This is a genomic window from Cohaesibacter celericrescens (assembly GCF_002866925.1).
In the GTDB taxonomy this organism is placed as follows: Bacteria; Pseudomonadota; Alphaproteobacteria; order Rhizobiales; family Cohaesibacteraceae; genus Cohaesibacter; species Cohaesibacter celericrescens.
Genome location: NZ_PKUQ01000001.1, coordinates 142,022 through 168,867 on the forward strand (window position 1 = coordinate 142,022; position 26,846 = coordinate 168,867).

The 26,846-nt window shown below is 52.0% G+C and carries 20 protein-coding genes; 6 read left to right on the top strand and 14 right to left on the bottom strand.

Annotated elements, in window-relative coordinates; all coding sequences use genetic code 11:
- Window positions 1–175: 175 nt before the first annotated feature.
- The 3 genes from rpsD to C0081_RS00720 all read right to left on the bottom strand — a co-directional run bounded on the left by rpsD (window position 176) and on the right by C0081_RS00720 (window position 2,743).
- Window positions 176–793, bottom strand: a complete 618-nt coding sequence (gene rpsD, locus C0081_RS00710) for a 30S ribosomal protein S4 (protein WP_101531885.1) — start codon at window positions 791–793, stop codon at window positions 176–178.
- A gap of 319 nt (window positions 794–1,112) precedes the next feature.
- Window positions 1,113–1,928, bottom strand: coding sequence for a glutamate racemase (murI, locus tag C0081_RS00715; RefSeq protein WP_101531886.1), 816 nt, complete (start codon window positions 1,926–1,928; stop codon window positions 1,113–1,115).
- A gap of 77 nt (window positions 1,929–2,005) precedes the next feature.
- Window positions 2,006–2,743: an RNA methyltransferase gene (locus C0081_RS00720; RefSeq protein WP_101531887.1), complete on the bottom strand. Its 738-nt coding sequence runs from the start codon at window positions 2,741–2,743 to the stop codon at window positions 2,006–2,008.
- 343 nt (window positions 2,744–3,086) lie between these two features.
- Here C0081_RS00720 and C0081_RS00725 point away from each other — a divergent pair, with 343 nt between their 5' ends.
- Window positions 3,087–4,298 (top strand): NADP-dependent isocitrate dehydrogenase, encoded by a 1,212-nt coding sequence (locus C0081_RS00725; protein ID WP_101531888.1) that lies wholly within the window; start codon window positions 3,087–3,089, stop codon window positions 4,296–4,298.
- Between the two features lie 103 nt (window positions 4,299–4,401).
- Here C0081_RS00725 and alaS read toward each other — a convergent pair whose 3' ends face one another.
- Both alaS and recA read right to left on the bottom strand, forming a co-directional pair.
- On the bottom strand, window positions 4,402–7,062 hold the full coding sequence (alaS, locus tag C0081_RS00730; RefSeq protein ID WP_101531889.1) for an alanine--tRNA ligase: 2,661 nt from the start codon (window positions 7,060–7,062) through the stop codon (window positions 4,402–4,404).
- A gap of 333 nt (window positions 7,063–7,395) precedes the next feature.
- Window positions 7,396–8,469: a recombinase RecA gene (recA, locus tag C0081_RS00740; RefSeq protein ID WP_101532325.1), complete on the bottom strand. Its 1,074-nt coding sequence runs from the start codon at window positions 8,467–8,469 to the stop codon at window positions 7,396–7,398.
- Between the two features lie 520 nt (window positions 8,470–8,989).
- Here recA and C0081_RS00745 point away from each other — a divergent pair.
- Window positions 8,990–9,994, top strand: coding sequence for a Gfo/Idh/MocA family protein (locus C0081_RS00745; protein ID WP_245417821.1), 1,005 nt, complete (start codon window positions 8,990–8,992; stop codon window positions 9,992–9,994).
- Window positions 9,995–10,201: 207 nt separating this feature from the next.
- Here the strand turns inward: C0081_RS00745 and C0081_RS00750 are convergent, their stop codons facing one another.
- A complete protein-coding gene (locus tag C0081_RS00750) occupies window positions 10,202–11,452 on the bottom strand; it encodes a urate hydroxylase PuuD (RefSeq protein ID WP_101531891.1) in 1,251 nt (416 codons plus the stop codon).
- A gap of 148 nt (window positions 11,453–11,600) precedes the next feature.
- Here C0081_RS00750 and C0081_RS00755 point away from each other — a divergent pair, with 148 nt between their 5' ends.
- Window positions 11,601–12,554: a LysR family transcriptional regulator gene (locus C0081_RS00755; RefSeq protein ID WP_101531892.1), complete on the top strand. Its 954-nt coding sequence runs from the start codon at window positions 11,601–11,603 to the stop codon at window positions 12,552–12,554.
- Here the strand turns inward: C0081_RS00755 and uraH are convergent.
- Window positions 12,519–12,872 (bottom strand): hydroxyisourate hydrolase, encoded by a 354-nt coding sequence (gene uraH, locus C0081_RS00760; protein WP_101531893.1) that lies wholly within the window; start codon window positions 12,870–12,872, stop codon window positions 12,519–12,521. The genes C0081_RS00755 and uraH overlap by 36 nt on opposite strands.
- Window positions 12,873–13,056: 184 nt before the next feature.
- Here uraH and puuE point away from each other — a divergent pair, with 184 nt between their 5' ends.
- The 3 genes from puuE (at window position 13,057) to C0081_RS00775 (ending at window position 16,520) form a co-directional block, all read left to right on the top strand.
- The gene (puuE, locus tag C0081_RS00765) at window positions 13,057–14,496 is read left to right on the top strand and encodes an allantoinase PuuE (RefSeq protein WP_101532327.1); all 1,440 of its coding nucleotides are present in this window, start codon (window positions 13,057–13,059) and stop codon (window positions 14,494–14,496) included.
- Complete coding sequence (locus C0081_RS00770) at window positions 14,493–15,005, top strand: ureidoglycolate lyase (RefSeq protein ID WP_101531894.1); 513 nt, start codon at window positions 14,493–14,495, stop codon at window positions 15,003–15,005. The genes puuE and C0081_RS00770 overlap by 4 nt, the downstream gene beginning before the upstream one ends.
- An 84-nt stretch (window positions 15,006–15,089) precedes the next feature.
- Complete coding sequence (locus C0081_RS00775; RefSeq protein ID WP_101531895.1) at window positions 15,090–16,520, top strand: uracil-xanthine permease family protein; 1,431 nt, start codon at window positions 15,090–15,092, stop codon at window positions 16,518–16,520.
- Between the two features lie 88 nt (window positions 16,521–16,608).
- On the opposite strand, the gene xdhC is transcribed toward C0081_RS00775, so the two are convergent.
- From xdhC to C0081_RS00810, 7 genes are all read right to left on the bottom strand, one after another.
- Window positions 16,609–17,445, bottom strand: a complete 837-nt coding sequence (xdhC, locus tag C0081_RS00780; RefSeq protein ID WP_101531896.1) for a xanthine dehydrogenase accessory protein XdhC — start codon at window positions 17,443–17,445, stop codon at window positions 16,609–16,611.
- Window positions 17,435–19,804: a xanthine dehydrogenase molybdopterin binding subunit gene (xdhB, locus tag C0081_RS00785; protein ID WP_101531897.1), complete on the bottom strand. Its 2,370-nt coding sequence runs from the start codon at window positions 19,802–19,804 to the stop codon at window positions 17,435–17,437. The genes xdhC and xdhB overlap by 11 nt, the downstream gene beginning before the upstream one ends.
- On the bottom strand, window positions 19,801–21,261 hold the full coding sequence (gene xdhA / locus C0081_RS00790; protein WP_101531898.1) for a xanthine dehydrogenase small subunit: 1,461 nt from the start codon (window positions 21,259–21,261) through the stop codon (window positions 19,801–19,803). The genes xdhB and xdhA overlap by 4 nt, the downstream gene beginning before the upstream one ends.
- Window positions 21,262–21,444: 183 nt before the next feature.
- A complete protein-coding gene (locus C0081_RS00795) occupies window positions 21,445–22,266 on the bottom strand; it encodes a bifunctional allantoicase/(S)-ureidoglycine aminohydrolase (protein ID WP_101531899.1) in 822 nt (273 codons plus the stop codon).
- Between the two features lie 364 nt (window positions 22,267–22,630).
- Entirely contained in the window at window positions 22,631–23,485 is an 855-nt protein-coding gene (locus C0081_RS00800; protein WP_101531900.1) for an SMP-30/gluconolactonase/LRE family protein, read from the bottom strand.
- A gap of 3 nt (window positions 23,486–23,488) precedes the next feature.
- Window positions 23,489–24,397, bottom strand: coding sequence for a 2-dehydro-3-deoxygalactonokinase (locus C0081_RS00805; protein WP_101531901.1), 909 nt, complete (start codon window positions 24,395–24,397; stop codon window positions 23,489–23,491).
- 329 nt (window positions 24,398–24,726) lie between these two features.
- On the bottom strand, window positions 24,727–26,811 hold the full coding sequence (locus C0081_RS00810) for an alpha-galactosidase (RefSeq protein ID WP_101531902.1): 2,085 nt from the start codon (window positions 26,809–26,811) through the stop codon (window positions 24,727–24,729).
- Between the last annotated feature and the right edge of the window lie 35 nt (window positions 26,812–26,846).

The window sequence follows — 26,846 nt, forward strand, 5'->3', positions numbered from 1 at the left end:
GCGGGCTGGAGGGCAGGTTCAACAACAGACGGTGTGGCTAAATCACTCATAGAAGCTCTTTCCAGTCAAATCAGATGGTGATGCTGTAGCAAAGAGATCCACACAGCTCAACAAAAACACAAAAGGCCGCCCGATAAAGGCGGCCTTTTGCAAATTCAACGGTATAGTCAGTCCCTTAACGGGAGTAGAATTCGACCACGAGGTTTGGTTCCATGACAACTGGGTACGGAACGTCCGCCAGCTGTGGAATCGCATTGTAAGTCGCGGTCATTTTGTTGTGATCAACTGTCAAATAGTCAGGCACATCGCGTTCAGCCAGCTGGGTTGCTTCCAGAACGAAAGCAAGCTGTTTGGAACGATCACGCACTTCAACAAGGTCACCTACTTTAAGACGGTAGGAAGGAATGTTGACGCGTTTGCCGTTCACATGAACGTGGCCGTGGTTGACGAACTGACGCGCAGCAAACACGGTAGCAACGAATTTAGAACGGTAAACGATGGCATCCAAACGGGACTCCAACAGACCGATCAAGTTTTCCGAGGTATCGCCTTTGATCCGGTTCGCTTCTTTATAGATGCGCAGGAAGTGCTTCTCGGAGATGTTACCGTAGTAACCTTTCAACTTCTGTTTCGCACGAAGCTGCAAACCAAAGTCAGACATTTTGCCTTTACGGCGCTGACCATGTTGACCTGGACCATATTCACGGCGGTTCACTGGGGACTTAGGACGACCCCAAATATTCTCGCCCATACGGCGGTCAATTTTGTATTTCTGCGAATGGCGCTTAGTCATCGCGTGTTTTCCTTGTTTTCAGGCCACTTCACGGATTGAAGTACCTTGTTCTTGTTTAGAAAACGCGCCCCTCCTAGGATCACAGGCCAAGGCCGGATCCGACAGAAGATCGAAGATGCGCTCCTCAATCCTCACGGGTGCGTAAAAACCAAAGGGGGGCTGCAGAACAAGCCCCTCATCGATTGATCAGGTGTTTAGAGCCTTTATCGCACAGAGTCAAACCGCATTGCTCAGAATTTGCTGATTTCCTGCTCATTTTTACCGTCAGTCGCCATAAGCACGGCAACAGATCCAATAATTATGTGTATCGCGCCAAATATTACGAACAGCCTCGCAATGCGATCCACGCTTTGCGGAGCCTGTCTTCACCACCTCCCGTGGCAACGAAGGTCAATCCAAATCTATGGCCAACATTGTTCAGATTGGAATCAGCCAGACAATCTTGCCATTCCTGCCCCAGCAAATGCATAACGCGGCGTGCCACCGCTGGTGCTGGGTCTAGCCATAAGACCGGCCGAGGTGCAACCTCCAACAACACCGGCAACAACAGAGGATAATGAGTACAACCCAACACAATAACGTCGACGTCAGGACCATCAGCTATACAAAACGCACTCTCTATTTCAGACCAAACAGCAGACTTGTTGCTCTGACCGTTCAAAACAAAATCTTCCGCCAATCCAGCAAGCTTGGTACAGGCGATGAGGTCTACGCTGCATCCTGCGGCAAAATCATTGATCAGATCTCGCGTAAAAGATCGCCGGATAGTGCCCGGTGTGGCGAGCACAGCAAAACGCCGCGAGCGCGTAGCACTGGCCGCAAGCTTGATCGCTGGAACGATCCCGACAATCGGTATCGCAAAAGCCTCACGCAGGGCCTTAAGTGCGACCGTTGAAGCCGTATTGCATGCCACCACCAGCAGATCAGGACTAAACTCCTGAAGGGCTTGCCGGATGATATCGATCAGGCCATTGGTTAAGGCATCATCAGACAAATCACCATATGGAAAACGGGCATCGTCCGCGAGATAGATATAGTCGGCAAATGGCAATGTCTCAACCAACGCAGACAGAACAGACAACCCACCGAAGCCGGAATCAAATACCAATATGCGCGGATCTTTATCCCGAAACATGTCGAAATTCCATTGTCAAGCAGTCAGTATACCGTTCACCGGCCTTCAAAACCCACTGCCGATTGTAGCGCTAGCTCTTACTTGTCGTCGTCTCTCGGCCCACGCTGCAGAGCTGCAACAACTCCGCGCAATGTGCGCACTTCCTGTTCGGCCCAATCGCCCTTTTGCAAAATAGTGCGCAAGTTACGCACCATATGCACGCGTCTTTCAGCTGGTCGGAAGAAACTGGCCTCATCCAGGGCCTGTTCCAGATGTTCAAACAACCCGACCATCTCTTCTTTGCTTGCGCGCTGGACATCTGGCGTCTCAAACGGCAAAGCGGCTTCACGTTCGTTGCCCGACATACGCCATTCATAGCAAATGATCAGCACCGCCTGCGCAATATTGAGTGAAGAAAAATTTGGATCCACCGGCAAGGTGAGGATTTCGTTTGCCAGCACGATCTCGTCATTTTCCAGCCCCCAGCGTTCGCGGCCGAACATCACGCCAACCTTACCACCCTCTTTGATTGTCTGGCGCATCACTTGTGCTGCCTCGACCGGATGCCGAACAGGCTTGAGCATATCCCGCTGCCGCGCTGTTGTTGCAAGAACATAGTCAAGATCGGCCAGCGCTTCTTCCAGCGTTTCGAAAATTTTGGTCTTTTCAATCACGTGATCCGCACGACTGGCAGCATTGCGGGCTTTCTCGCTAGGCCAACCGTCCCGTGGCCGTACAAGGCGCAAATCTGTCACGCCAAAATTGGCCATAGCGCGCGCAGCGGTTCCGATATTTTCCCCCAATTGCGGTTCAACCAGAATAATCACCGGATCCATATTGCTTCATTCTTTCATGTTTTTGTTGAACATCATCCCTTTGATCAGGGAATTGAGTGCCAGATGCCGCACACTGCAAAGCACGGAATTGAAAGCTGTAGTGGAGCAAAAGGATGCTTTTTTCAAGACCCAGCCTAACATTGAAGCAAATGCCTAAAAGAAACTGTGTGCGAACAGCTTCCAAAGGGCAGTCTTTGGGATAAGAACACCCCATTGTGCACTTTTCCGGACCCAACAGGGAGTGCTATAGGGAAACATACGAACTTACGCCTGATCCAAAGGCACGATATGTCCCGATGACGGGATCTTCAGGATCAGGCACTTTTATGATGAGGTCTGTTATATGTCGAAGATTAAGGTTGCCAATCCGGTCGTTGAACTAGACGGCGATGAAATGACCCGCATCATCTGGGATTTCATCAAACAAAAACTAATCCTTCCCTATTTGGATATCGACCTCAAATATTATGATCTCGGCATTGAAGAGCGCGACAGAACAGACGACCAAATTACAGTTGATGCAGCAGAAGCCATCAAAAAACATGGTGTCGGCATCAAATGCGCCACGATCACACCAGATGAGCAGCGCATGGAAGAGTTTGGTCTCAAGCGTATGTATCGCTCGCCCAACGGCACTATTCGCAACATTCTTGGTGGCGTCGTGTTCCGCCAGCCAATCATTTGTCGCAATGTGCCGCGCCTCGTTCCCGGCTGGACGCAACCGATGGTGATTGGACGCCATGCTTTTGGCGATCAATATCGCGCAACCGACTTCCGCTTCCCCGGCAAAGGCAAGCTGACCATGAAATTTGTTGGAGAAGACGGCACAATTATTGAAAAAGAGGTCTACGACGCTCCTTCTGCGGGCGTCGCTATGGCCATGTATAACCTTGATGACTCCATTCGTGATTTTGCCCGCGCGTCTTTAAACTATGGCCTCAATCTGGGATGGCCAGTATATCTGTCGACCAAGAACACCATTTTGAAAGCCTATGATGGCCGCTTCAAGGACCTGTTCCAAGAGATCTATGAGCAAGAATTTGAAACCGAATTCAAAGAAAAAGGCATCTATTATGAGCATCGTCTGATCGATGACATGGTTGCCTGCTGTATGAAGTGGAATGGTGGTTTCATTTGGGCCTGTAAAAACTACGATGGTGATGTTCAGTCTGACACCGTGGCACAAGGCTTTGGCTCTCTCGGCCTGATGACGTCCCAACTGATGACGCCGGACGGAAAAATTGTCGAAGCTGAAGCCGCCCACGGCACGGTCACCCGTCATTATAGACAGCATCAGGCGGGAGAGGCGACATCCACCAACTCCATCGCCTCCATTTACGCTTGGACTGGCGGCCTGAAGCATCGTGCAAAACTGGATGATAACGCAGAACTGGCCAAGTTCGCGTCGACCTTGGAAAAAGTAATCATCGACACAGTCGAAAGCGGTAAAATGACCAAGGATCTGGCTTTGCTCGTCGGTCCGGACCAACAATGGCTATCAACCACGGGCTTCCTGGATGCCGTGGACCAAAATCTACAAAAGGCAATGGCCTAAATATCTCTCACGACCGAAGGCAAAGGCAGGCGCAAAAACAACAAAGGGGCGAACCAATGGTTCGCCCCTTTGTTTAAACACGCAAGTCCGACAACAACCAAGCTTAGGACGCTTTGATCATGTCTTTGATCGCAGCAATCGCGGCATCGGCTTGATCGGCATCTTTGCCACCAGCCTGCGCCATATCTGGACGGCCACCACCACCGCGGCCACCAAGTACCTCTGCTGCCTTTTTAACCAGCTCAACAGCGCTGAACCGTGCGGTCAAATCGGCAGTCACACCAACCACAACACCGACTTTTCCGTCTTCAGACACGGCAATCATAACAACGACACCAGACCCTAGCGCTTCTTTGCCTTGATCCACCATGCCCTTAAGGTCTTTTGGCGACACGCCTTCAGCGACCCGTGCCATAATTTTTACACCATTGACCTCTTCAGCGGCATCTCCACTGGCACCGCTATCGCCCATGGCCATCTTACGGCGGACTTCAGACAATTCTTTTTCGAGCTTTCGGCGATCCGCAATCAAAGCTTCAAGCCGTTCCAGCATATCACCGGGCGCAACTTTCAAAAGGGCAGCCGCATCGCGCACACGCCCGTCCTGTTGTTGAAGATAAGCACGGGCTTCGGAGCCTGTCAGCGCTTCGATACGCCGAACACCAGATGCAACAGCACTTTCTGACACGATGGTCATCAGGCCGATATCGCCGGTTCTGCGCACATGGGTACCACCACACAATTCGACAGAGTAGGTTTTGCCCGCTTTTTCGCCACGAACCGCTTTGCCCATGGAAACGACCCGCACTTCATCGCCATACTTTTCACCAAACAGCGCCATAGCACCGGCCTCGATGGCATCATCAACCGCCATAACACGCGTGTCGACAGCGCTATTCTGCAGCACCATCTCGTTGACCATCGCTTCAACTGTGCTCATCTCGTCCAGTGCAACGGGTTTTTGATGCGAAAAATCAAAACGCAAGCGTTCAGGCGACACCATAGAGCCCTTTTGTGCAACATGATCGCCAAGCGTTTCGCGCAAGGCTTCATGCAAAAGATGCGTAGCGGAATGGTTGGCCCGAATGGCGGATCGACGATCATTGGATACTTTTAACTCCAGAGCATCCCCTACAGCCAAACGGCCTTCGACGACTTTGCCCTGATGCACAAACATGGCGCCGGCTTTTTTGTTGGTATCGGAGACCTCGAACCGAACATTATCAGCAAGCATCACGCCTGTATCACCCAGCTGACCACCAGACTCACCGTAGAAAGGTGTCTGGTTGAGCACGATAGCACCCTCATCACCGGCCTTCAGGCTATCAGTCGCAGCGCCGTCTTTGATCAAAGCAACAATTACGCCTTCTGCAACCTCGGTTTCATACCCCAAGAAATCCGTTGCGCCGACTTTATCAAAAACATCGAACCAAACCGCGTCAGTCGCCGCTTCCCCCGACCCTGTCCAGTTGGCACGGGCTTCGGCTTTCTGACGCTCCATTGCCGCATCAAACCCGTCACTATCGACCTCAATGCTGCGCGCACGCAAAGCATCCTGTGTCAAATCCAGCGGGAAGCCATAAGTGTCATAGAGTTTAAATGCAGTTTCCCCGTCAAGACGATCCCCACCAGCCATGCCATCGGTCGCATCATCAAGAAGTTGCAAACCACGGCTCAGGGTTTTGCCGAACCGGCTTTCTTCCAACTTCAGGGTTTCGGTAATCAGAGATTCGGCACGAACCAGCTCGGGAAATGCCTGCCCCATCTCGCGAATGAGCGTCGGCACCATTTTATAGATCACCGGATCTTGCGAACCCAACAGTCGCGCATGGCGCATGGCACGACGCATAATCCGGCGCAATACATACCCACGGCCATCCGAGGATGGCAATATTCCATCGGCAATCAAAAAGCTGGTTGAACGCAAATGGTCCGCAATCACCCGATGGCTCGCTGCCGCTTCCCCCTGCTCTTCAACACCGGTCAAATCGACTGAATTGTGAATCAGGGCGCGGAACAAATCTGTCTCATAATTATCGTGCGTGCCCTGCATAACCGCAGCCACTCGCTCAAGCCCCATACCCGTATCAATCGAAGGTTTGGGCAAGTCGATGCGTTTATCCTTGCTAATCTGCTCATACTGCATAAAGACAAGGTTCCAGATTTCGATAAAGCGATCGCCATCTTCGTCCGCGCTACCTGGAGGGCCACCCCAAATGTGGTCGCCATGATCATAGAAAATCTCTGAACAAGGACCACACGGGCCCGTCTCGCCCATCGACCAAAAATTATCGTTGGTGGCGATCCGGATGATCTTTTCATCTGGCAAACCAGCAATCTTTTTCCAAAGATCAAAGGCTTCGTCATCTTCATGATAGACAGTGACCAGAAGCTTGTCTTTTGCAAGGCCGAATTCTTTGGTGATCAAATTCCAAGACAGCTCTATCGCATCTTCTTTGAAATAGTCACCAAAGGAAAAGTTACCAAGCATTTCAAAAAAGGTGTGGTGGCGCGCTGTATAGCCAACATTATCCAGATCGTTATGCTTGCCACCGGCGCGAACGCATTTTTGCGACGTCACCGCACGAGAGTAATCCCGGTGTTCGAGGCCGGTAAAGACATTCTTGAACTGCACCATGCCAGCATTGGTAAACATCAATGTGGGATCATTGCGTGGCACCAGAGGTCCCGATTGCTCAATCGTATGGCCGTTGTCGCCAAAATAATTCAAGAATGTAGAACGAATTTCATTTACACCACTCATGACGCACCAATCTTCTTTGACCTTAACAAAAGACACTGAGCCTTTTGCACTTGTTCAACGCCAATTCGGCGCCACTGCCAGCCAACAAATAATGATTTGCTGGCAATACCTGAAAACTTGTCTCTTGGCGGTTTTAACGGTCCATCTTCGCCGTGTCTATCATTTTGCTACCTCACCTGCCGGCTTTCAGCAGCTTGTCATCAAAACCTTTGTACAATCCAAGCTTTAATGAGACGACATCACCGTTTTGGGATGACATCCGTCCTATCAAACGCGAAAGGGCCGCCAGCTGGCGACCCCTTAAAACAGATAAATGGTTCAATAGAACAACGATTATTCTTCTTTTTCTTTGCCCGCTTTGGTCGGAGCTCCAGCCAGAAGAATGTCTTTTAGACCTGCACTTTGTCTGATGGCTGTTTCAATCTCGTCAGCAATCTCAGGATTTTCTCGCAAGAATGTTTTGGAATTCTCGCGCCCCTGACCCAGCCGCTGGCTATCATATGAGAACCATGCACCTGACTTGTCGACGATCCCTGCCTTCACACCCAAATCGAGCAGTTCACCCAGCTTGGAGATGCCTTCGCCATACATGATGTCGAATTCAACCTGTTTGAACGGAGCGGCGACTTTGTTTTTAACAACTTTAACCCGGGTCTGGTTGCCCACGATTTCATCGCGGTCCTTGATGGCACCAATGCGCCGGATATCAAGCCGAACAGACGCGTAAAACTTGAGCGCATTACCACCGGTCGTGGTTTCGGGGCTACCGAACATCACACCAATTTTCATACGGATCTGATTGATGAAGATAACCATACAGTTGGTACGCGAAATCGAACCGGTCAATTTGCGCATGGCCTGGCTCATCAAACGGGCTTGTAGGCCAGGAAGAGAATCGCCCATCTCTCCCTCTAGTTCGGCCCGGGGCGTCAGCGCAGCCACCGAATCGACCACCAACACATCAACCGCACCAGAACGCACCAACGTATCAGCAATTTCCAAAGCCTGCTCGCCAGCATCTGGCTGGGAAATCAGCAAATTATCGATATCAACGCCCAATTTGCGGGCATAAATAGGATCCAAGGCATGCTCTGCATCCACAAAAGCGCAGATCCCGCCACGTTTTTGAGACTCAGCAATAACATGCAGAGCAAGCGTCGTTTTACCTGAGGATTCAGGTCCGTAAACCTCAACGATACGTCCCTTGGGCAAACCACCGATACCCAGCGCGATATCAAGGCCCAACGAACCGGTCGGAATGGACTCCATCTCGACCACTTCACGCTGGCCGAGTTTCATCACAGATCCCTTGCCAAATGCGCGATCAATCTGTGAGAGGGCGGCATCCAATGCCTTTGTCTTATCCATGCTGCTTCCTTCGACCAGTCGTAGACTATTCTGAGCCATTTTGAAATCCATTCTTCATAGCAGACACGCTTTCGCAACCATGATTAATGTACTTACTTTGTTCTCATAAACAAGCATTGACGTAAAAATTTGATTAAAAAGAAAAATTTGGGTTTGTTCTCAACATGTTCCATCGGGAAAACTCACGCCTGACGAACCGGTTGCAAGGCCTACAGCTCGGCATATTTGCTTTTCTGACGATGATTCGAACAAAATTCTCAGAATTTGACCACTGACCAATTGAACATCGAAAGCGGCAGCCCCTCCCCTCAAATCACAAACCCGCACCCTACTCATCGCGCGACGACCGGCGGATACTGACAACAAGTCAAATGATTTGCTGAGATAACGACCCTATGGCTTTTACACTTGAAAGGCATCAGGATAGGATGAAAGGCTTCATACAAATGATAGATCTGCGGTCGATCCTGCAATCTTCAGTATGGCAAATTATTGGCTCATCGGCTCACCGGCCCATTGAGCAATCAGCCGACAAAGAGCGGTTTGGGGAGGAAAAGAAATGAAGTTTGGTGCAATTGGTATAGACCACAGACATATCTTCGGCATGGCGGGCAATTTGATAGATGCCGGAGCTGACTTTGTCGGCTGGTGGACGAACAGCAACCCCGAGCCACTCACAGGTTTCATCAAACGCTTTCCTGATACACCTCGCATCAGCGACCCAGACATTCTGCTCTCTGATCCTGAAATTGACATGATCCTGATTTCCTGCATCCCGCGGGACCGTGCTGCCTGGGCCATAAAGGCGATGGAAGCCGGCAAAGATGTAATGGTCGATAAACCCGGCTGTGTCACATTGGCCGAGTTAGACGAAATCAAACAAGCCATCGCACGAACAGGCCGCATTTGGACAATTGATTATTCAGAACGCCATGAAGTCCCTTGCGTCACCAAAGCAGCTGAGTTGGTTCAGGCTGGCGCGATAGGTAAAGTTGTCCAGACCGTTGGTCTCGGTCCTCATCGTTTGAACCGCCCAACCCGCCCGGATTGGTTTTTCGACCGTGATGCTTCTGGCGGCATTCTGACCGATATCGGCAGTCATCAAATTGACCAGTTCCTATTTTTTACTGGCTCCATCGATGCAGAAATCATGCATGCCAGCGTCGCCAACTATGCCAATCCAGAAGACCCGGGCCTACAGGATTTTGGTGAGATCGTCCTGAAAAGCGATCAAGGACGCGGCTATATTCGCATCGACTGGTACACGCCAGATGCGTTGCCCAATTGGGGAGATGGACGCCTAACCATTCTCGGCACCGAAGGGTATATTGAGCTTCGCAAATATGTCGATGCCGGTGTCAGCGATGCCACCAACACGCTGATCTTGGTCAATGGCGATAGATGCGAAAAAATCGACGCAAGCGACGCCGGAATCCCATACTTCAGCCGTTTGATCAACGATGTAAGAAACCGAACCGAAACAGCCATGCCCCAAACCCACACCTTGAAAGCCATGGAGCTTGCTCTCAAAGCACAAGCAATGGCAGAAAGTCATGCGGTCTGAAGCGCTTATAACGCCTTGGACGCGGGGCGCAGGGCTTAAAGACAACCAATTAAGGGGCTCAGGCATTTAAGGAGCTCAGGCGCACTGCCAGAGTCTCCTGCCGGGCTGAAGGCAAAGAGCCCAAGCAGATGCCCCGCTCAAATCAGAAAAAGCAACGACAGGGAAAGCGTTAGGGCTTGCCAGTGCACACGATACTGATTGTCGGCTCTAGCCTTTGCTTGCCGCTGTAAACCACTTGACGATGGCACGCCGTTCTTCCGGCTCCATATAGGTGACGTTGGCCGGTGGCATGGCATTGGTCACTCCGGCGTTGAGGAAGATCAACTGGGCCGCCCGAGCGATTTCACCCTCATGTTCCAAATATAGACCACGAGGTGCCACACCGATCCCATCCCATGCAGTTTCGCGAGCATGACACATCGAGCACCGGCTCATGATAATGTCGCTCACCTCTTCAAAACCATCGGCTGAAGCAAATTTCTGCTCGCTCGGACTCAGTGGGCGACTGCTCTCTTCCATTTCCTCGCCCAAATGCTCAGCAGGCAAAAGTGAAATCCAGATAACTGCTATAAACAGCACAATGGTTGCAGGGATGGTCCAGATTGGATGGCCCTTGCCAGCATGCTTGCTGTTGAAATAATGGCGGATTGTCACGCCCATCAAAAACACCAGAGCAGCAATGACCCAGTTATACGGCGACGCAAAGGCCAGCGGATAATGGTTCGACAGCATTAGAAAAATAACCGGCAGGGTCAGATAATTGTTGTGCGTCGAGCGCAGTTTGGCGATCTTGCCATATTTTGCATCCGGCACACGACCGGCCTTGAGATCCGCCACAACGATGCGCTGATTTGGCATAATGATAAAAAACACATTCGCCGTCATGATGGTTGCTGTGAACGCACCCAAATGCAACAGGACCGCCCGCCCCGTGAAGACTTCATTGTACCCCCACCCCATCACAACAAGTAGAATGAACAGCAAAACCATCAGAAATGTTGGTTTTTCATCCAACTTGGACTTGCACAAAAAGTCGTAAACGATCCAGCCAATAGTCAAAGACCCAGCCGAGACCAAGATGGCTTGCCAGACTTCAAGCTCCATTTTGGCGCTATCAATCAGAAAAAGCTCGGCACCCGCCCAATAGGTCACCATCAGCAAGGCCGCCCCGGAGAGCCAAGTAGTATAGCTTTCCCATTTGAACCAGATCAGATGCTCTGGCATGGCCTCTGGGGCCACGAGAAATTTGCGAATGTGATAAAAGCCGCCGCCATGGACTTGCCATTCTTCCCCATGCGCGCCCACGGGTAAATCCGGTGCTTTGCGCAACCCCAGATCCAGCGCAATGAAATAGAAGCTTGACCCAATCCACGCCATCGCCGTTATCAAATGCAGCCAGCGAATGGCAAATTCCATCCATGACCAAACCAGCGGCTGTAACAGATCAAAATCTAGCATCATTCTACTCCAAAATCCGGCTTATCAACTCCCAAAGCGGGCCCAAAGCAAGCAGGACCACCCCCACTCTATTGCAATGCAGTATTTTCTGGTATTAAGAAATAAACAGATCAGATTCAAAAAATCCAATAAAAAGAGAAATGCCGCTATGGCCTATTTCGACAATATTCGAACCTTTGTGCGCGTCTATGAGTTGGGCAGCATGTCGGCAGCGGCCCGTGATCAACGGATTTCTCCCGCTGTCGCGTCCGCACGCATTTCCCAGCTGGAAGAATATCTCAATGTTCGCTTGTTCCAGCGCACAACCCGCATGCTCAATGCCACCGAGCAAGGCAAGCTCTTTTATCCCGGAGCCTGCCGCATATTGGAAACGATTGAAGAAGCCGAAGCACTGGTGTCAAGTGTCACGTTAAAACCGCGCGGCTCCATCCATGTCGCTGCGCCTTTGGGCGTGGGCAGACGCCTGATCGCACCCGTCGTGCCCGCTTTCAAAAAGGACTTCCCGCTGATCGATGTGCGTCTACGGCTGTCTGACCGCAAGTTGGATGTCGCAGCAGAAGGCTTGGACATCGCTTTTTTCCTCGGCGTGCCAGAAGATTCCAATCTGCGCATTCGCAAGATTGCCGATTGCCAAAGGGTGCTTTGTGCCTCACCGGACTATCTGGAAATCAATGGCATACCCGAAAGTGGCTCCGACCTATCCACCCCCGCTCATGCTTGCCTGAACTTGCGTTTTCCAGGGGCACCCGAGTTTCAATGGCCGCTGCAAACACCGGACGGGGTCAAGCGCTTCACGGTCACCGGACCGTTCGAGTCCGATGATGGCGACGTGCTGACCGATTGGGCGCTGAATGGACATGGCATCATAATAAAGCCCGAGTTTGAAGTGTTGGACCATATTCGCTCTGGCGCATTGGTTCCCATCCTGACGGACACGCCACCAGTCCCCATTCAGATGGCCTGCCTTTATTCCCATCGCCGCAGGCAAGATCCCAAAATCCGCCTGTTCATTGATTTTGTGTCAGGACACATCCGCACGGTCCTCTCAAATCAAGCGGAACTAGGCTCAGCTGCCACGATAAGTGGAATAGCCAAAGGGTGAAATTAGCAACGGCACATGATAGTGCGTGGCCTCGCTCATACCGAAGCGAATAGGAATGACGTCAAGAAACCGCGGCTCTTCGGGGGCCACACCTGAGGCATCGAGATAAGCCCCAGCATAAAAAACCAGCTCATAACGGCCAATGGAAAAGTCACTTTCTGGCAAAATCTGCTCATCTGTTCGGCCATCTGCATTGGTGACAAGCGAACGCACAAGGGTGCGTGTCTGATCCGTCAAACGATACAGCTCCACGACCATACCCGCCGCAGGACAGCCGCGCGCCGTGTCAAGAACATGGGTTGTCAAATAGCCAGACATTCAAATAATCCTTTCTTAAGTCGCATGTGACGGTTCATCAGATTGCACAAAGTCACGTATGGTTGCACCATAATTGTTCTGAAAATTAGAACACTGCTTCATTTGCAGTAATAGCTATCTGAATTTCAAGAAAATGCGCGCCAATTTATTTGCTATACAGAGAAATATAAAAGGAGCCCAAAGCGTGACACGATACCCCAGAGATCTATATGGCTATGGCGCCACGCCCCCAAAAGCCCAATGGCCCGGTGGTGCGAAAATTGCTGTGCAATTCGTAATCAATTACGAAGAAGGCGGCGAGAATTGTGTACTGCATGGGGATGCTGCGTCCGAGGCCTTTTTGTCCGAGATCGTTGGTGCGGCCCCATGGCCTGCTCAACGTCACTGGAACATGGAATCCATCTATGAATACGGGGCCCGCGCCGGTTTTTGGCGACTGCACCGCCTATTCACCCAAATGGACATTCCTGCCACAGTTTATGGCGTTGCCACTGCACTGGCCCGCAGTCCGGATCAAGTCGCCGCCATGCAGCAGGCCGATTGGGAAATCGCTAGTCATGGCCTGAAATGGATCGAATATAAAGATTATCCGCGTGAAGATGAAAAAGCAGACATGATCGAAGCGATCCGTCTGCATACCGAAGTCACCGGTCAAGCACCACGCGGCTGGTACACGGGGCGTTGTTCGGAAAACACTGTAGATCTCGCAACCGAGATCGGCGGGCTTGATTATGTCTCCGACACATATGCTGACGATTTGCCCTACTGGTATCAATCAGAACACAAGGATCAACTGATCCTCCCCTACACGCTCGATTGTAATGATATGCGGTTTGCCACGCCGCAGGGTTTTAACAGCGGCGATCAGTTTTTTGCCTATCTCAAAGACAGCTTCGATTGTCTTTATGCAGAAGGGCAAGACGGCACCCCCAAGATGATGAATATCGGACTGCATTGCCGCCTGATCGGTCGTCCGGGCCGCATCATGGCGCTTAAACGCTTTATGGACTACGCCAAAAGCCATGCGGATGTATGGTTTGCCCGGCGGATTGACATTGCCCGGCACTGGCAAACGGTCAATCCGCCGGTTCGTTTTGACCAGCCCAGCCAAATGGATTTCCCACGTTTTGTTTGCCAGTTCGGCGGCGTATTCGAGCACAGCCCATGGATCGCCGAACGTGCATTTGCCTTGGAGTTAGGGCCAGCCCACGACACAGCGACCGGCGTTCACAATGCCTTGTGCAGGATTTTCCGTTCTGCAAGTGAAGAAGAACGCCTCGGCGTTTTGCAAGCCCATCCTGACCTTGCTGGTAAACTGGCGGCGGCCAAACGTCTGACCGCTGAATCGACTTCCGAGCAAGCCGGTGCAGGCCTTGACGCCCTATCAGATCAAGAGCGCGCAGATTTCACAAAACTCAATGATGCCTATGTTGCAAAGCACGGCTTCCCCTTCATCATCGCGGTCCGCGATCACAACAAGGCCAGCATTCTGGCGGCCTTCCAACGCCGGATAGCCAACAGCCGTTCCATTGAATTCGCTGAAGCCTGTCGACAAGTCGAGCGCATTGCCCAATTCCGTCTGATGGACATGCTACCATCGCACAGCAACAGAGCCGCACAATGAGTAGCATGGAAATTCTCATACAGCCTTTGACGAAGCTCGCATTTGCACCGTTTGGTGAGGTATTGGAAACATCGGGCACGCCCACCATGATGATCAATCAGGGGCTATGCGGGCGGTATCACGATCTGGCGGCAGTCGACATTGGCGAGGCAGACGCCGACCAAGGCAAAGTCGGCATCAGCCTGTTCGACGCCCAACCACGCAGACTGCCCTATCAACTGGATATGATGGAACGGCACCCGCTGGGCAGTCAGGCCTTTCTGCCGATGAGTATGACGTCATTTCTAGTCATCGTCGCACCAGACGCAAACGGCGAACCGGGAATGCCTTTGGCCTTTTTAAGCAAACCGGGACAGGGCATCAATTTCCATCGCAACATATGGCACGGCGTTTTGACACCGTTGCAGGCACCAGGACTATTTGCGGTTGTTGACCGCATAGGAACGAGCAAAAATCTACAGGAGCATTGGTTCGAACGACCCTACATAGTCGGTCGAACACCAGAATAAACGAAAAATATGTAGCAATCAAAAAACGACAAGAATGCAAAAAGCATTCTGGAGGAATAAAATTTTTCTTCGAGGGGTTAATCCATGAGTAACAGCAGCATAGGGACACCGGAACAACTCCGCGATCCCAACTATACACCACCACTTTACAAAGCCATTCCACTTGGCATTCAGCATGTTTTGGCTATGTTTATCGCCAACGTTACACCTGCCATCATTGTGGCTGGTGCAGCAGGCTTTGGCTTCGGCTCCAATTCGCCTGACTTTCCCGAACTTCTTTACATGATCCAGATGTCCATGCTGTTCGCAGGCATCGCCACCCTGTTCCAGACGATCACCTTGGGCCCGATTGGCGCAGGTTTGCCGGTTGTTCAGGGCACCAGCTTTGCCTTCTTGCCAGTGATGATTCCACTTGTTGCAGGCAAAGGCGTTGATGGCTTGGCCGCTCTTTATGCAGGCATTTTCATCGGCGGTATTTTCCACGCCATTCTGGGTATGTTCATCGGTAAAATCCGCATCGCCCTGCCACCGCTTGTCACCGGTCTTGTTGTGACCATGATCGGTCTGGCTCTGGTCAAAGTGGGCATTCAATATGCCGCAGGTGGCGTTCCTGCCATTGGCACACCAGAATATGGCTCCGCCCTCAATTGGGGTGCTGCATTGGTAGTGATCTTTGTTACCTTGGGTCTCAAATTCTACGCCAAAGGCATGTTGTCAGTCTCAGCGGTTCTGATCGGTTTGATCGCAGGCTATATCTTTGCGTTGTCCACCGGCATGCTGACACTCTCAGCCATTGCGACCTCATGGGATCGCGCAGCCGCGTTTGCCCTGCCAATGCCATTCAAATACGGCTTTGAGCTGTCATTCGCCGCCATCATTGGCTTTTGCTTGATGGCCTTTATCTCCGCCATTGAGACAGTCGGCGATGTTTCCGGCATCACCAAAGGCGGTGCGGGTCGTGAGGCAACGGACAAAGAAATCTCTGGTGCAACCTATGCCGATGGTCTTGGCACAGCAATCGCCGGTATCTTTGGTGGCCTTCCAAACACCTCCTTCTCACAAAATGTTGGCCTCATCGCCATGACGCGCATTATGAGCCGTCACGTGGTAACCATCGGCGCCATCTTCCTCATCATCTGTGGCTTGATTCCGAAAGTGGGCGGCGTCATTCGCACCATTCCCATCGAAGTCTTGGGCGGCGGTGTGATTGTCATGTTCGGCATGGTTGTTGCAGCAGGGATCTCCATGCTGTCTGATGTGGACTGGAACCGTCGCAATATGGTGATCTTCGCCATAGCACTGTCGGTCGGTCTGGGTCTGCAGCTTGAGCCCGGAGCCGTTCAGCACTTGCCAAGCACTCTTAAGGTTCTGCTGACATCCGGCCTGTTGCCCGCGGCACTGATTGCCATCGTGCTCAACCTGATCTTGCCAGAAGAACTGGCAGCAGAAGCCACCGAAGAAGTTTCCGGCGGCATGGCAGGCCACGGCAAAGGCACATTGCCTCACAACGATTAAGCACCCTTTGGGCTTGATCGAAATAGCCAAAAAAATAGCCCATCGGAGCAATCCGGTGGGCTTTTTGTTTGGATCAACGGCTGTTGGTTTATGCGTCTGTCGGGTTCGTGGACTCCAGCACAGGGCACACATCAAACATGGTCATCACTTCAGCCGCGACCATCGCAGCCACAACAGCGGGGCGTTTATCCTTGCTACCACCCGCACCAATCGGACAGGTCAGATTTTGCAGATAAGCATCAGCATCCACGCCAACTTCCTGTTTGAGCCAATGGGAAAATGTCGCGCGTTTGCTTTTAGACCCTATCATACCGACATAGGCCGCATCACCACGCAACAAGGCTTCCCGCACGAGCAAAAAATCGAGGGCATGATCGTGGGTCAAGATAACATAGGCGCAGCCCGGTTCAGCACTGCGTATCTCGGCCTCGGGCAACGGGCTACAGCGTTGCTCCACATCTCCAGCCACCAACGCCAGCTCATCGGCACGACTGTCAATAACACACACACGAAGCGGCAAAAGTGCAAGCGCCGCACATAGAGCCCGCCCGACATGCCCCGCACCAAAGACATAAACAGCTGGACGAGCGTCAATCTCTTTCGTTTCCTGCTGTTTAGCAAGTGCCTGTGCTTGAGCATCCAGCATCGAAAACCGCAATGTCACAACACCGCCACAGCATTGCCCGATTTCAGGCCCCAGAGGCACAGTCATATCGCGCGTCACCGTCCCATCGCGTTGCATGCGTCGGGCCTCGTCGATGGCCATAAATTCCAACTGACCACCGCCAATGGTGCCCCATAGTGCGTCAGTCGCGACATAGAGTGTTGCGCCTACCTCGCGCGGAGAAGAGCCTTTCACATGCGTCAGGGACACCTGATAAACGCGATCATGCGCATTCAGAAAAGCCTTCAGGCTAGTGCGCATCACCGGCCCCAGACTGTAAAGCATCCACCGCCAAAAGAACGCATTCAGGCGTGGCAGGAGCAGCAAGACGTGGACATTGCTTATAGTCGGCGACACTTGCCACCGCCATAGACAGAGCCTCCAGCACAGAGATACCAAGCATGAAGGGCGGTTCACCAACGGCTTTAGAGCGTTTGATCGAGCGTTCTTTATTCTGCGACCAATGCGCCAGCTTGACGTTAAAGATGCGCGGGATATCACTCGCCAACGGGATTTTATAAGTCGAAGGCGCGTGCGTGCGCAGCTGGCCTTTGTCGTCCCACCACAGTTCTTCGGTAGTCAACCAGCCCATGCCCTGAATGAACGCCCCTTCAACTTGACCCAAATCGAGAGCAGGATTGAGCGACTTGCCAACGTCATGCAGAATATCGGTGCGATCCACCACATATTCACCGGTCAAAGTATCGATGGTCACTTCCGAGACCGCCGCACCATAGGCGTAATAAAAGAAAGGTCGCCCCTGCCCTTTCTCACGATCCCAATGGATCTTGGGTGTTTTGTAGAAACCGGCCGCCGATAACTGCACTCGCGCCATATAGGCTTCACTAATAAAGACATCAAACGCCATGTGTGCTTCGCCGATCTTTACCTGATTGGGCAAGAACACAACAGCATCGGCATCAACACCCCATTTTTCCATAGCAAACGCCACCAAGCGCGTTTTGATCTGTTCGGCGGCATCCAGCGCTGCCATGCCATTGAGGTCTGTGCCGGAGGACGCCGCAGTAGCCGAGGTATTGGGAACCTTGTCTGTCGCTGTTTTGGTAATTTTGATCCGCCCAATATCAACCTGGAACGCATCCGCCACCACCTGAGCAACCTTGGTGTTTAGACCCTGCCCCATTTCTGTGCCGCCATGGTTGAGTTGTATCGAGCCATCAGCATAGATATGGATCAGGCTGCCGGCCTGATTGAACCATGTGGCAGTGAAGGAAATGCCGAATTTAACCGGAACCAATGAGAGGCCCTTGCGATAAATCGCTCCTGTTTCATTGGCCCTTTTATTAAAAGCCAACACGGCAGACCGGCGCTCTTGATAATCAGACTCTTGCGCCAGTTCATCCACCAAACGATCCAGAATATTGTCCTCAACCGTTTGATGATAAGGCGTTAGATCGCGCCCTGCTCCACCATAGAAATTGACCTTGCGCACCTCCAACGGATCTTTGCCCAACTTGTAGGCGATCTCTTCGATCATCCGCTCAGCGACGATCACCCCTTGCGGGCCGCCAAAGCCGCGAAAGGCCGTGTTGGATACCGTGTTGGTTTTCATTGGATGCGAGCGCAAGCGCACATGGGGGTAAAAATAAGCATTATCGGCATGGAACAACGCGCGATCCGTCACCGGCCCCGATAAATCAGACGAATAACCACAGCGAGCAATAAAGTCCCCTGCCACAGCCAATATCTTGCCGTCATCATCAAAGGCGACATCATAATCGACAATGAAATCATGCCGCTTGCCGGTTGCTGCCATGTCATCATCACGGTCAGGCCGTAGCTTGACTGGACGATTGTATTTTTTCGCCGCCATCGCCGCAACACAGCAGAAAATATTCATTTGCGTTTCTTTGCCACCGAAACCACCTCCCATCCGCCGCACCTGAACGGTCACCGCATGCGACGCAATGCCAAGCACTCGGGCCACCATATGCTGAGCTTCGCTGGGATGTTGGGTCGAAGAAAACAGAGTCACATCTTCATCTTCTCCCGGAAGGGCAAAAGCGATATGCCCCTCCAGATACATATGGTCCTGTCCGCCAATACGCATCTGGCTGGCAATACGATGAGGCGCATCCGCAAAGCCGGTTTCAAAATCACCGCGCTCCAGCTTCAGAGGCTTGGCAACATAAGGATATCCCGCTTCCATCGCCGCGTAAGCATCCGTGACGACGGGTAAATCTTCGTAGAGTATTTTGGCACATTGCGCTGCACGACGAGCCTGATCGCGCGTCTCGGCAATCACGGCGAACAGCGGCTGCCCCCAAAATTCACATGTGTCAGTGACAAACACCGGCTCATCATCAAGATGGCTGGGGCTGATATCGTTGACGCCAGGAATATCATCCGCACAGAGCACACCGACCACCCCATCCATTGCCAGACAGGGGGTTAAATCAAGGTCAATAATCTTGGCGTGAGCCCGTTCACTCAAACCTAGATAGGCATGCAAGGTGCCGACAGGTTCGGCAATATCATCGGTATAGTCAGCACTACCGGTGACATGTTTGCTGGCGGATTCATGAACTAGATCCTCATGTACCCCGCCTTTTATGCCAGATGGCGTGTCGTTGGATGAAGGGAAATTGTCCTGCTTCATTGGGCAGCCTCCTGTTCAGGCTGTCCGTCAATTTGATCCAGCCAGAATCGGCGGAACAGATTCTTGGCCACCTTCATGCGATACACATCACTTGCCCGCCAATCACTCAGCGGTGTAAAATCCTCGTCAAGACAGGCACCGGCAGCGACCAGAGACGCCTCGCAGAATGGCTGACCGATCAAGCGGGCCTCACAATGCTCGGCTCTTTTGGGCGTGCCCGCCATGCCACCAAACGCAATGCGGGCTTTGCTGATCACCCCGTCTTCGACGGTCAGATTGAAGGCAACACACACCGACGAAATATCTTCATCGCGCCGCTTTGAAATTTTGTAAGCCGCATGATGGCTACTGTCTTGCATCAACGGAATGCGGATGGCTTTAACAAAATCCCCCTGTTCCCGATTCTGCTTGCCATAGGCGATAAAGAACTGCTCAAGCGGAACACGCCTTTCTTCCCACCCTCTGCGCAGGATAACATCGGCACCAAGCGCAATAAACACAGGGGGCAAATCTCCAATCGGCGATCCATTGGCAATGTTACCACCGATAGTGCCCATATTTCGGATCTGCTGTCCCGCGATCCGATTCCAGAAATCCTTCAAATGCGCAAAATGTTCGACAACAGCATCCTGTGCTTCGCTATAGGTGGCTCCGGCACCCAAAGTAATATAGGGCTTGGCACAGGAAATCTCTTTCATCTCTTCAAGATGGCCCACAAACACCATCACATCCAACGCGCGCATATTCTTGGTCACCCAAAGTCCCACATCGGTGCTCCCGGCAACAATCGTGGCATCGGGCTCATCCAAACGCACATGGGAAAAATCATCAAGATTGGCAGGCAAAATCGCCCGTTGACCGTCTTTTTCAATCACCACCCGATCGCCATGTTTCAGATCAGCAAGGCGATCGAAATTGACATTACGCTCATTTTCCAACCAATCAGATGCAGGAGTGCCATAGTCACTGATGGCCGCTGCTGCCTTGAGAATGGGCGCATAGCCGGTACAGCGGCATAGATTGCCCTGTAACGCCGTCTCCACCTGTTGCCGATTGGGTTGGGGCACCTCCATCCAGAGGGCATAAAGCGACATCACGATGCCCGGCGTGCAAAATCCACACTGGCTGCCATGATGATCAACCATAGCCTGCTGCACCGGATGCAAGGCACCGTTCTGGCCTTTCAGCGCTTCAATGGTCACCACATGGCAACCATCCAGACTTGGTAAAAAGCGAATGCAAGAATTGACCGTTTCATAGATCAGACCGCCCCGATAGAGCCGCCCAACCAACACCGTACAGGCACCGCAATCGCCTTCAGCACAGCCCTCTTTTGAACCAGTCAGGCGCTGATTGAGGCGCAAAAAATCGAGCAGTGTTTCACAAGGACTAAAGGCGCTGCGTGTAATCAACTGGTCGTTCAGCCAAAAACTGACTTCATCTCGGATTGATGGCATTTCCTGATCCTCTCATAGATGTATTCTGCTCAAGAATCACGCAGACATCAATCATGATCATTCTTTGGGCAGGAATAGTCTAGTGGAACGGTCTACCCGCGAGAAGGTTGAAAAAACAGTGACAGCTTCAGGATAATTCAAAAAATAGGAAACAGACACCCTCTGTTTGATGCCATTAAGGCATCACTTGAGCACCATGTGCCGATTAACATCTTTATAGAGCAAATAGCGAAACTTACCCGGTCCGCCCGCATAACAAGCCTGCGGGCAAAAGGCGCGTAGCCACATATAGTCGCCAGCTTCAACCTCCACCCAATCCTGGTTAAGACGATAGGCTGCCTTTCCCTCCAGCACATACAAGCCGTGCTCCATAACATGGGTTTCAAGAAAAGGAATGACAGCACCGGGCTCGAAGGTGACAACCGTTATATGCATATCGTGGCGCATATCGAGCGGATCGACAAACCGCGTTGTGGCCCATTTGCCGTCTGTGTTTGGCATCGCAATAGGAGTTTCGTCCTGCTCACGCGTCACAAAGGCAGGTGGCATATCCAAACCGTCAACAGCCTCATAAGTCTTCCGGAACCAATGAAAAGTGGCCAAACCCTTGCTGTCATTGCGAATGGTCCAGTCGCAATTGGGTGGAAGATAAGCAAACCCGCCTCCAGACATGATATGTGAGGTTCCCTCGATGGTGAGGCAAATTTCACCACTCACCACAAAGAGTGCCCCTTCGGCCTTTTTGTCGGTTTCTGGTCGATCACTGCCGCCACCGGCTTCCAGCTCGACAATATAGTGCGAAAAACTCTCCGCAAAGCCGGATAACGGTCGCGCCAGCACCCACATACGCATACCGTCCCAGAACGGCAAATGGCTGCACACAATATCGCGCATTGTCCCTTTTGGGATGACTGCGTAGCTGTTTGTAAAAACCGCTCGGTCGGTGAGCAACTGCGTCTGGGGGGGCAAACCGCCTGAGGGTACATAATAGCTGTTACTGGACATTACGGCTCTGACCTCACAGATTGAATCCAATGCCGGTCATAATTGCACCAGCCATCTTTGATCGATTGGGAAACACGGACATATAGCAAGTGATATACCCTCTGCCTGATCAAACAGCTTTAGCGCTGTTTTTCCAACCGCCAAAGCGGATGATTTCGAAAGAAGCAATCTCTTATTTTTTTTGAAAATCAATTGGATAGGCGAATATCGGACAGAAATACTACGCAATAAGACAGACATCACAGCTCAAAAAACATAGCGATGCAGAACCGAGTGACTAGAACGAAACATTTGGATTCCCCAGCTTTTGAGGGGCTTCACAACAAGCCATTCCAATGTTTCGTTCCTTCTATCCATCAAACCACTAGAGCAAGACCCGATGCTCTTTTTGACCTGTAAATTCCACGTGGCAGGAAAAGACCGCTCCGGTCATTGGTCTGTCTGCCTTCTCTTCATCACTGATGTTAACACTGGCGCAAGTGGCAAAAAGGGTAGAATAGTCATCCCCTCCAAAAGCAGGGCAGCTAACTTGTGTGGCAGGTAAAGGCTCTTCATGCAGCAAAGTGCCGTCAGGCGCATAAGCCGCAACTTTGGACGACCCCCAATGGGCAATCCAAATATTGCCAGCCGTGTCGACCACGGCTCCGTCCGCTTTGACATGCCTTTCCGACAGATCCAGAAAAACCTCCGGCTCTTCACACGGCCAGCCGTCTTCATCAAGCGCAACCTTCTTTACCAACAATGTCGGGCTGTCTGTGAAATAGGCCCACAGGCCATCGGGCGTGAAACAAATGGCATTGGAAATCGTGATGTCTTTGTAGAGGCGTCGCAATTCACCATCGTAATATCGATAGATCGCACCAGCCCCCGGCTCGGCTTGCTTGCCCATGGTTCCAATCCAAAAACCGCCATAGGGATCGGCCCGCCCATCATTAGAGCGATTTTCCGGACGGTCACTTTCAAGCCCGCAAACATATTCGGTTTCGCCATTGTCCAGATCAAAGAGAGACAATGCGCTTTCACTGGCAACAAGCAGATGCGTCTCATCAACCCATCCAGCGGCGCTGACATGCTCGTCAAAATCCCATTGCAACTGCTTGTCACCCACGCGGGTCATTAAGGCACTGCCTAGGATATCGAACCAAAACAATTGCTTGCGCTCGGGATGCCAAAGAGGCCCCTCACCGAGAATGCAAATACGATCATCAAACACATGCATAACCTAAACGCCCTCTATTTTTACAACCGCACCATAGGCAGCGATCAGTCCATTGCGTATCATATCTTCAGCCTCAACCATAATTGGCATACAGCCTTGTTCTGTGAGGGCCTTGGCATAAAGACAGGACAAATCGTGGTCACCAATGAGTACAATTTTCTGCCCCAACCAATAGGGTTTGGTGGCTGCCAGTTCCATCCCGATCAACAGGCCGGACAAGCGCGTTCGAACATCTTCTGCACTCAATCCTGACAACAAGCTCTCTGCATGCAGGGAAAACAACCTGCTGCTCAGACGCGCAGGATGTGCCATCCCTTCTGAAACCGTTTCCAGAAACAACTCTTCATTCAGGCCAGTTTGCGCAAGACTGTGCTGCAAAACCGAATGATCGGACAGAGCGTCAAACATTTCACCGGTCATTACCGTCTGAAAAGAGACCACTTCCTCGGCGCTGACGCGCACCCATTTGCTATGCAATCCGGGCAGACAGACAACACCATCAAACTCCTTGTCACCAGCAAGATATCCGGCAATCTGCACCTCCTCGCCCTGCATGAGATCAAAAGGCTGCGTTTGCTTGAGACCAGAAATCACATTCAGATTAAACTGATCACTTGAAAGTTTGGTAAGCCCGCCTGCCAAAGGCTGGCACGGAACAGCACAATACGGCATGTCCGCCCTTCCCTTTAGGGCTCCAACCCGACCACAGGCAATCACATCAATTTTGCGATCCAGATCTGGCACATGCGCTTTAATCAAAGCCATCAGTGTTGGCTCGAATGCATCTGCCTCAAGAGCTCCCATACGCTGGTCAGAACGGACGTGAAACAAGGGGATACCGCTTGCGTTCATCCCCCAAACGCGCAAATGGGTTGTTCCCCAATCAACGGCAATCCATTTCAGCTCTGTCATCCGTTTACCACAATGCCTCCATTATTCACCCTGCTTTGCCCACGCATCATACGGCTCACCTTGAAAGTCAAAACGGAACCATGTTGGTGTCATGCCGTTGATACAGGAATTGGACATTGTATAGCAGATTAAATTTGGCTACCCCATCCTACAGGCAAGAAATAAGTTAGTGAGAATGGTGTGTCACTCCAGCCTCGGCCATCCCCTCTGTCATCCCCACAACGACGGCCTGACAGCCAAAGAACAACACTGTTTGATTGAGTACAGGTTCCAATCCCATGCGCTTTCCGCCCCCTCATCCGCCTTGTTGCGGGGCATCATGCGGATGTCTATAATTTCTGACCTTCGACAACCCAAATCGTGTCAGGGAAGCTCCAGGGCAGCGTCAGCCCAAATTGCATCAAATAGGCCCCACTCAGCTCAAGCGCGCCAGATTTGAGTGCAACATATCCGCGAGACAAACCCACACTATCCTCTTTGTTGATCAACTCAACCCGATAACGCGCATCCGCATCCAGATTGGTCAGGCGCAACGGACGCGGTGCAATTTGGGAAGACGTGGCCGCCTTGCCCGCAAAGACCACAAAACGAGATCCATCACGCGCCAATTGTTGCTCTGCGATCACGGCAGGATCGGCGCTTTCGAGACGAAGAATGTCCGCAATCTGCATCCAGTTGCGATTGTCCTTCCACCAGCTGGTAACGTTGGCCAGCACAGTTGCCTCATCCTCGCTCAACTCACGCGGATCCATCTCGAACCCCATATGGCGTTGTGCCGCAACCCAAGCCCGCAGGCGAATATCGAGCACCCGACCAGAGGTGTGGCAAATGCGCGGTCCTACATGAGATCCGGTAACGGCCAGAGGCAAAAACAAAGCAGCATCATGCTGTATACGCAAACGCTCAATCGCATCATTGCTATCGGACAGCCACACCCGCTGGGTGCGCTTTAAGATGCCAAAATCAATGCGCCCGCCGCCAGACGCACAGCTTTCGATTTCCACGTCGGGATAGGCCCCGCGCAACCGGTCAATCAAAGCGTAGGTGCCGTGCGTTTGCTTGGAATCCGGAAAGGGAAGAACCCGATTGTGATCCCACTTGATATAGTCGATATCATCGGCAGCCAGCACGGCAGATATGTGATCAAACAGGTAATCACGCACCGCTTCATTGGCCATATCAAAGACCAACTGTTGTCGCCCGCGAATCTGGTCATCTGTACCAAGTACCCACTCGGGGTGTGCTCGATAGATCTCAGACTCTTCATTCACCATTTCCGGCTCAAACCATATACCGAAGGTCATGCCCAAGCCATGGATGTGCTCGATCAGGGGTGTCAGCCCTTGAGGATATTTACGGTCATCGACCACCCAATCCCCCAGCGAGCTGGTATCGTCATCCCGTTTGCCAAACCAACCGTCATCCAACACAAAACGTTCCGCGCCCAGCTCTGCTGCCCGATTGGCAATGGCCTTCAGTTCCTCGACATCATGGTCAAAATAGATCGCTTCCCAGCAATTATAATGCACAGGTCTGGGGCGTTCAGGGTGAGGCATGGTCAGAATTTCGTCGCGCAAATGCCGTTGATATGCCACGGCACAACCGTTCAATCCATCCACCGAAGAGGTGATGTAAAGCGTCGCGGTTTCAAAACGGCGAGCCGCTTCCAGCTCGATGTCTGAAGCGTGGCCAAATTGGATCTGCCTACGCCCGTCTGGTAACTCTTCGGCGATCATCCGGTGGCCGCCGGACCATCCATAATGGAAGGCGTAAGCGCTCCCTTGCGTATTGGTCGCACCACGACAGGGCACATAGAGACCGGGGAAATGCTCATGCCCTGTGCGGCCTATTCGGCTTTCACGCACATGAGCACCAGCGGTCCATGGCACATGATTGGGCTTAAATTCCCCACACCAACGACCGGAGAAATCAATCATGGAATCAGAAAGCTGTGGCGCAGGCAAAACCGGCGCGGCAAGCCAATCAACAAACACAGGTGCGTCCGCCAGCAAAGTGGCGCTTAAAGCGAAGACATGCGTTGCAGGATTTGCTTGAAACGCCGCTTCATAAGTCAAACCCAATGCATCATCACGATAAAGCAATGTCAGCCCAAACGCGCTTTGCTGCACCTCTGAGAACCGAAAATCGGGCAACAACCGACTGCCATCCCCCGCTCGCACGATCAGTCCGGGCTGACCGGGGAAGGAACGCTTGGCCTCCGGACAGAGAGACACTTCGGGATTCTTGTCCAACATGCCGCCCGTGACGTCCATGATATGGGCATCAAAGAGCGCATTGAGATCTTCACTATGAGGCAAACAAGGCCCCCAATAGATCACCTCGGCAAGGCGATCTTGGTGGGAGCCAAGGACAAGGCTTTGACGTCCATCGTCAATCCGCCAGCATCTTTTCATTGGTATAATCCCGAAAAGGAGAAAATGCAGAAGTG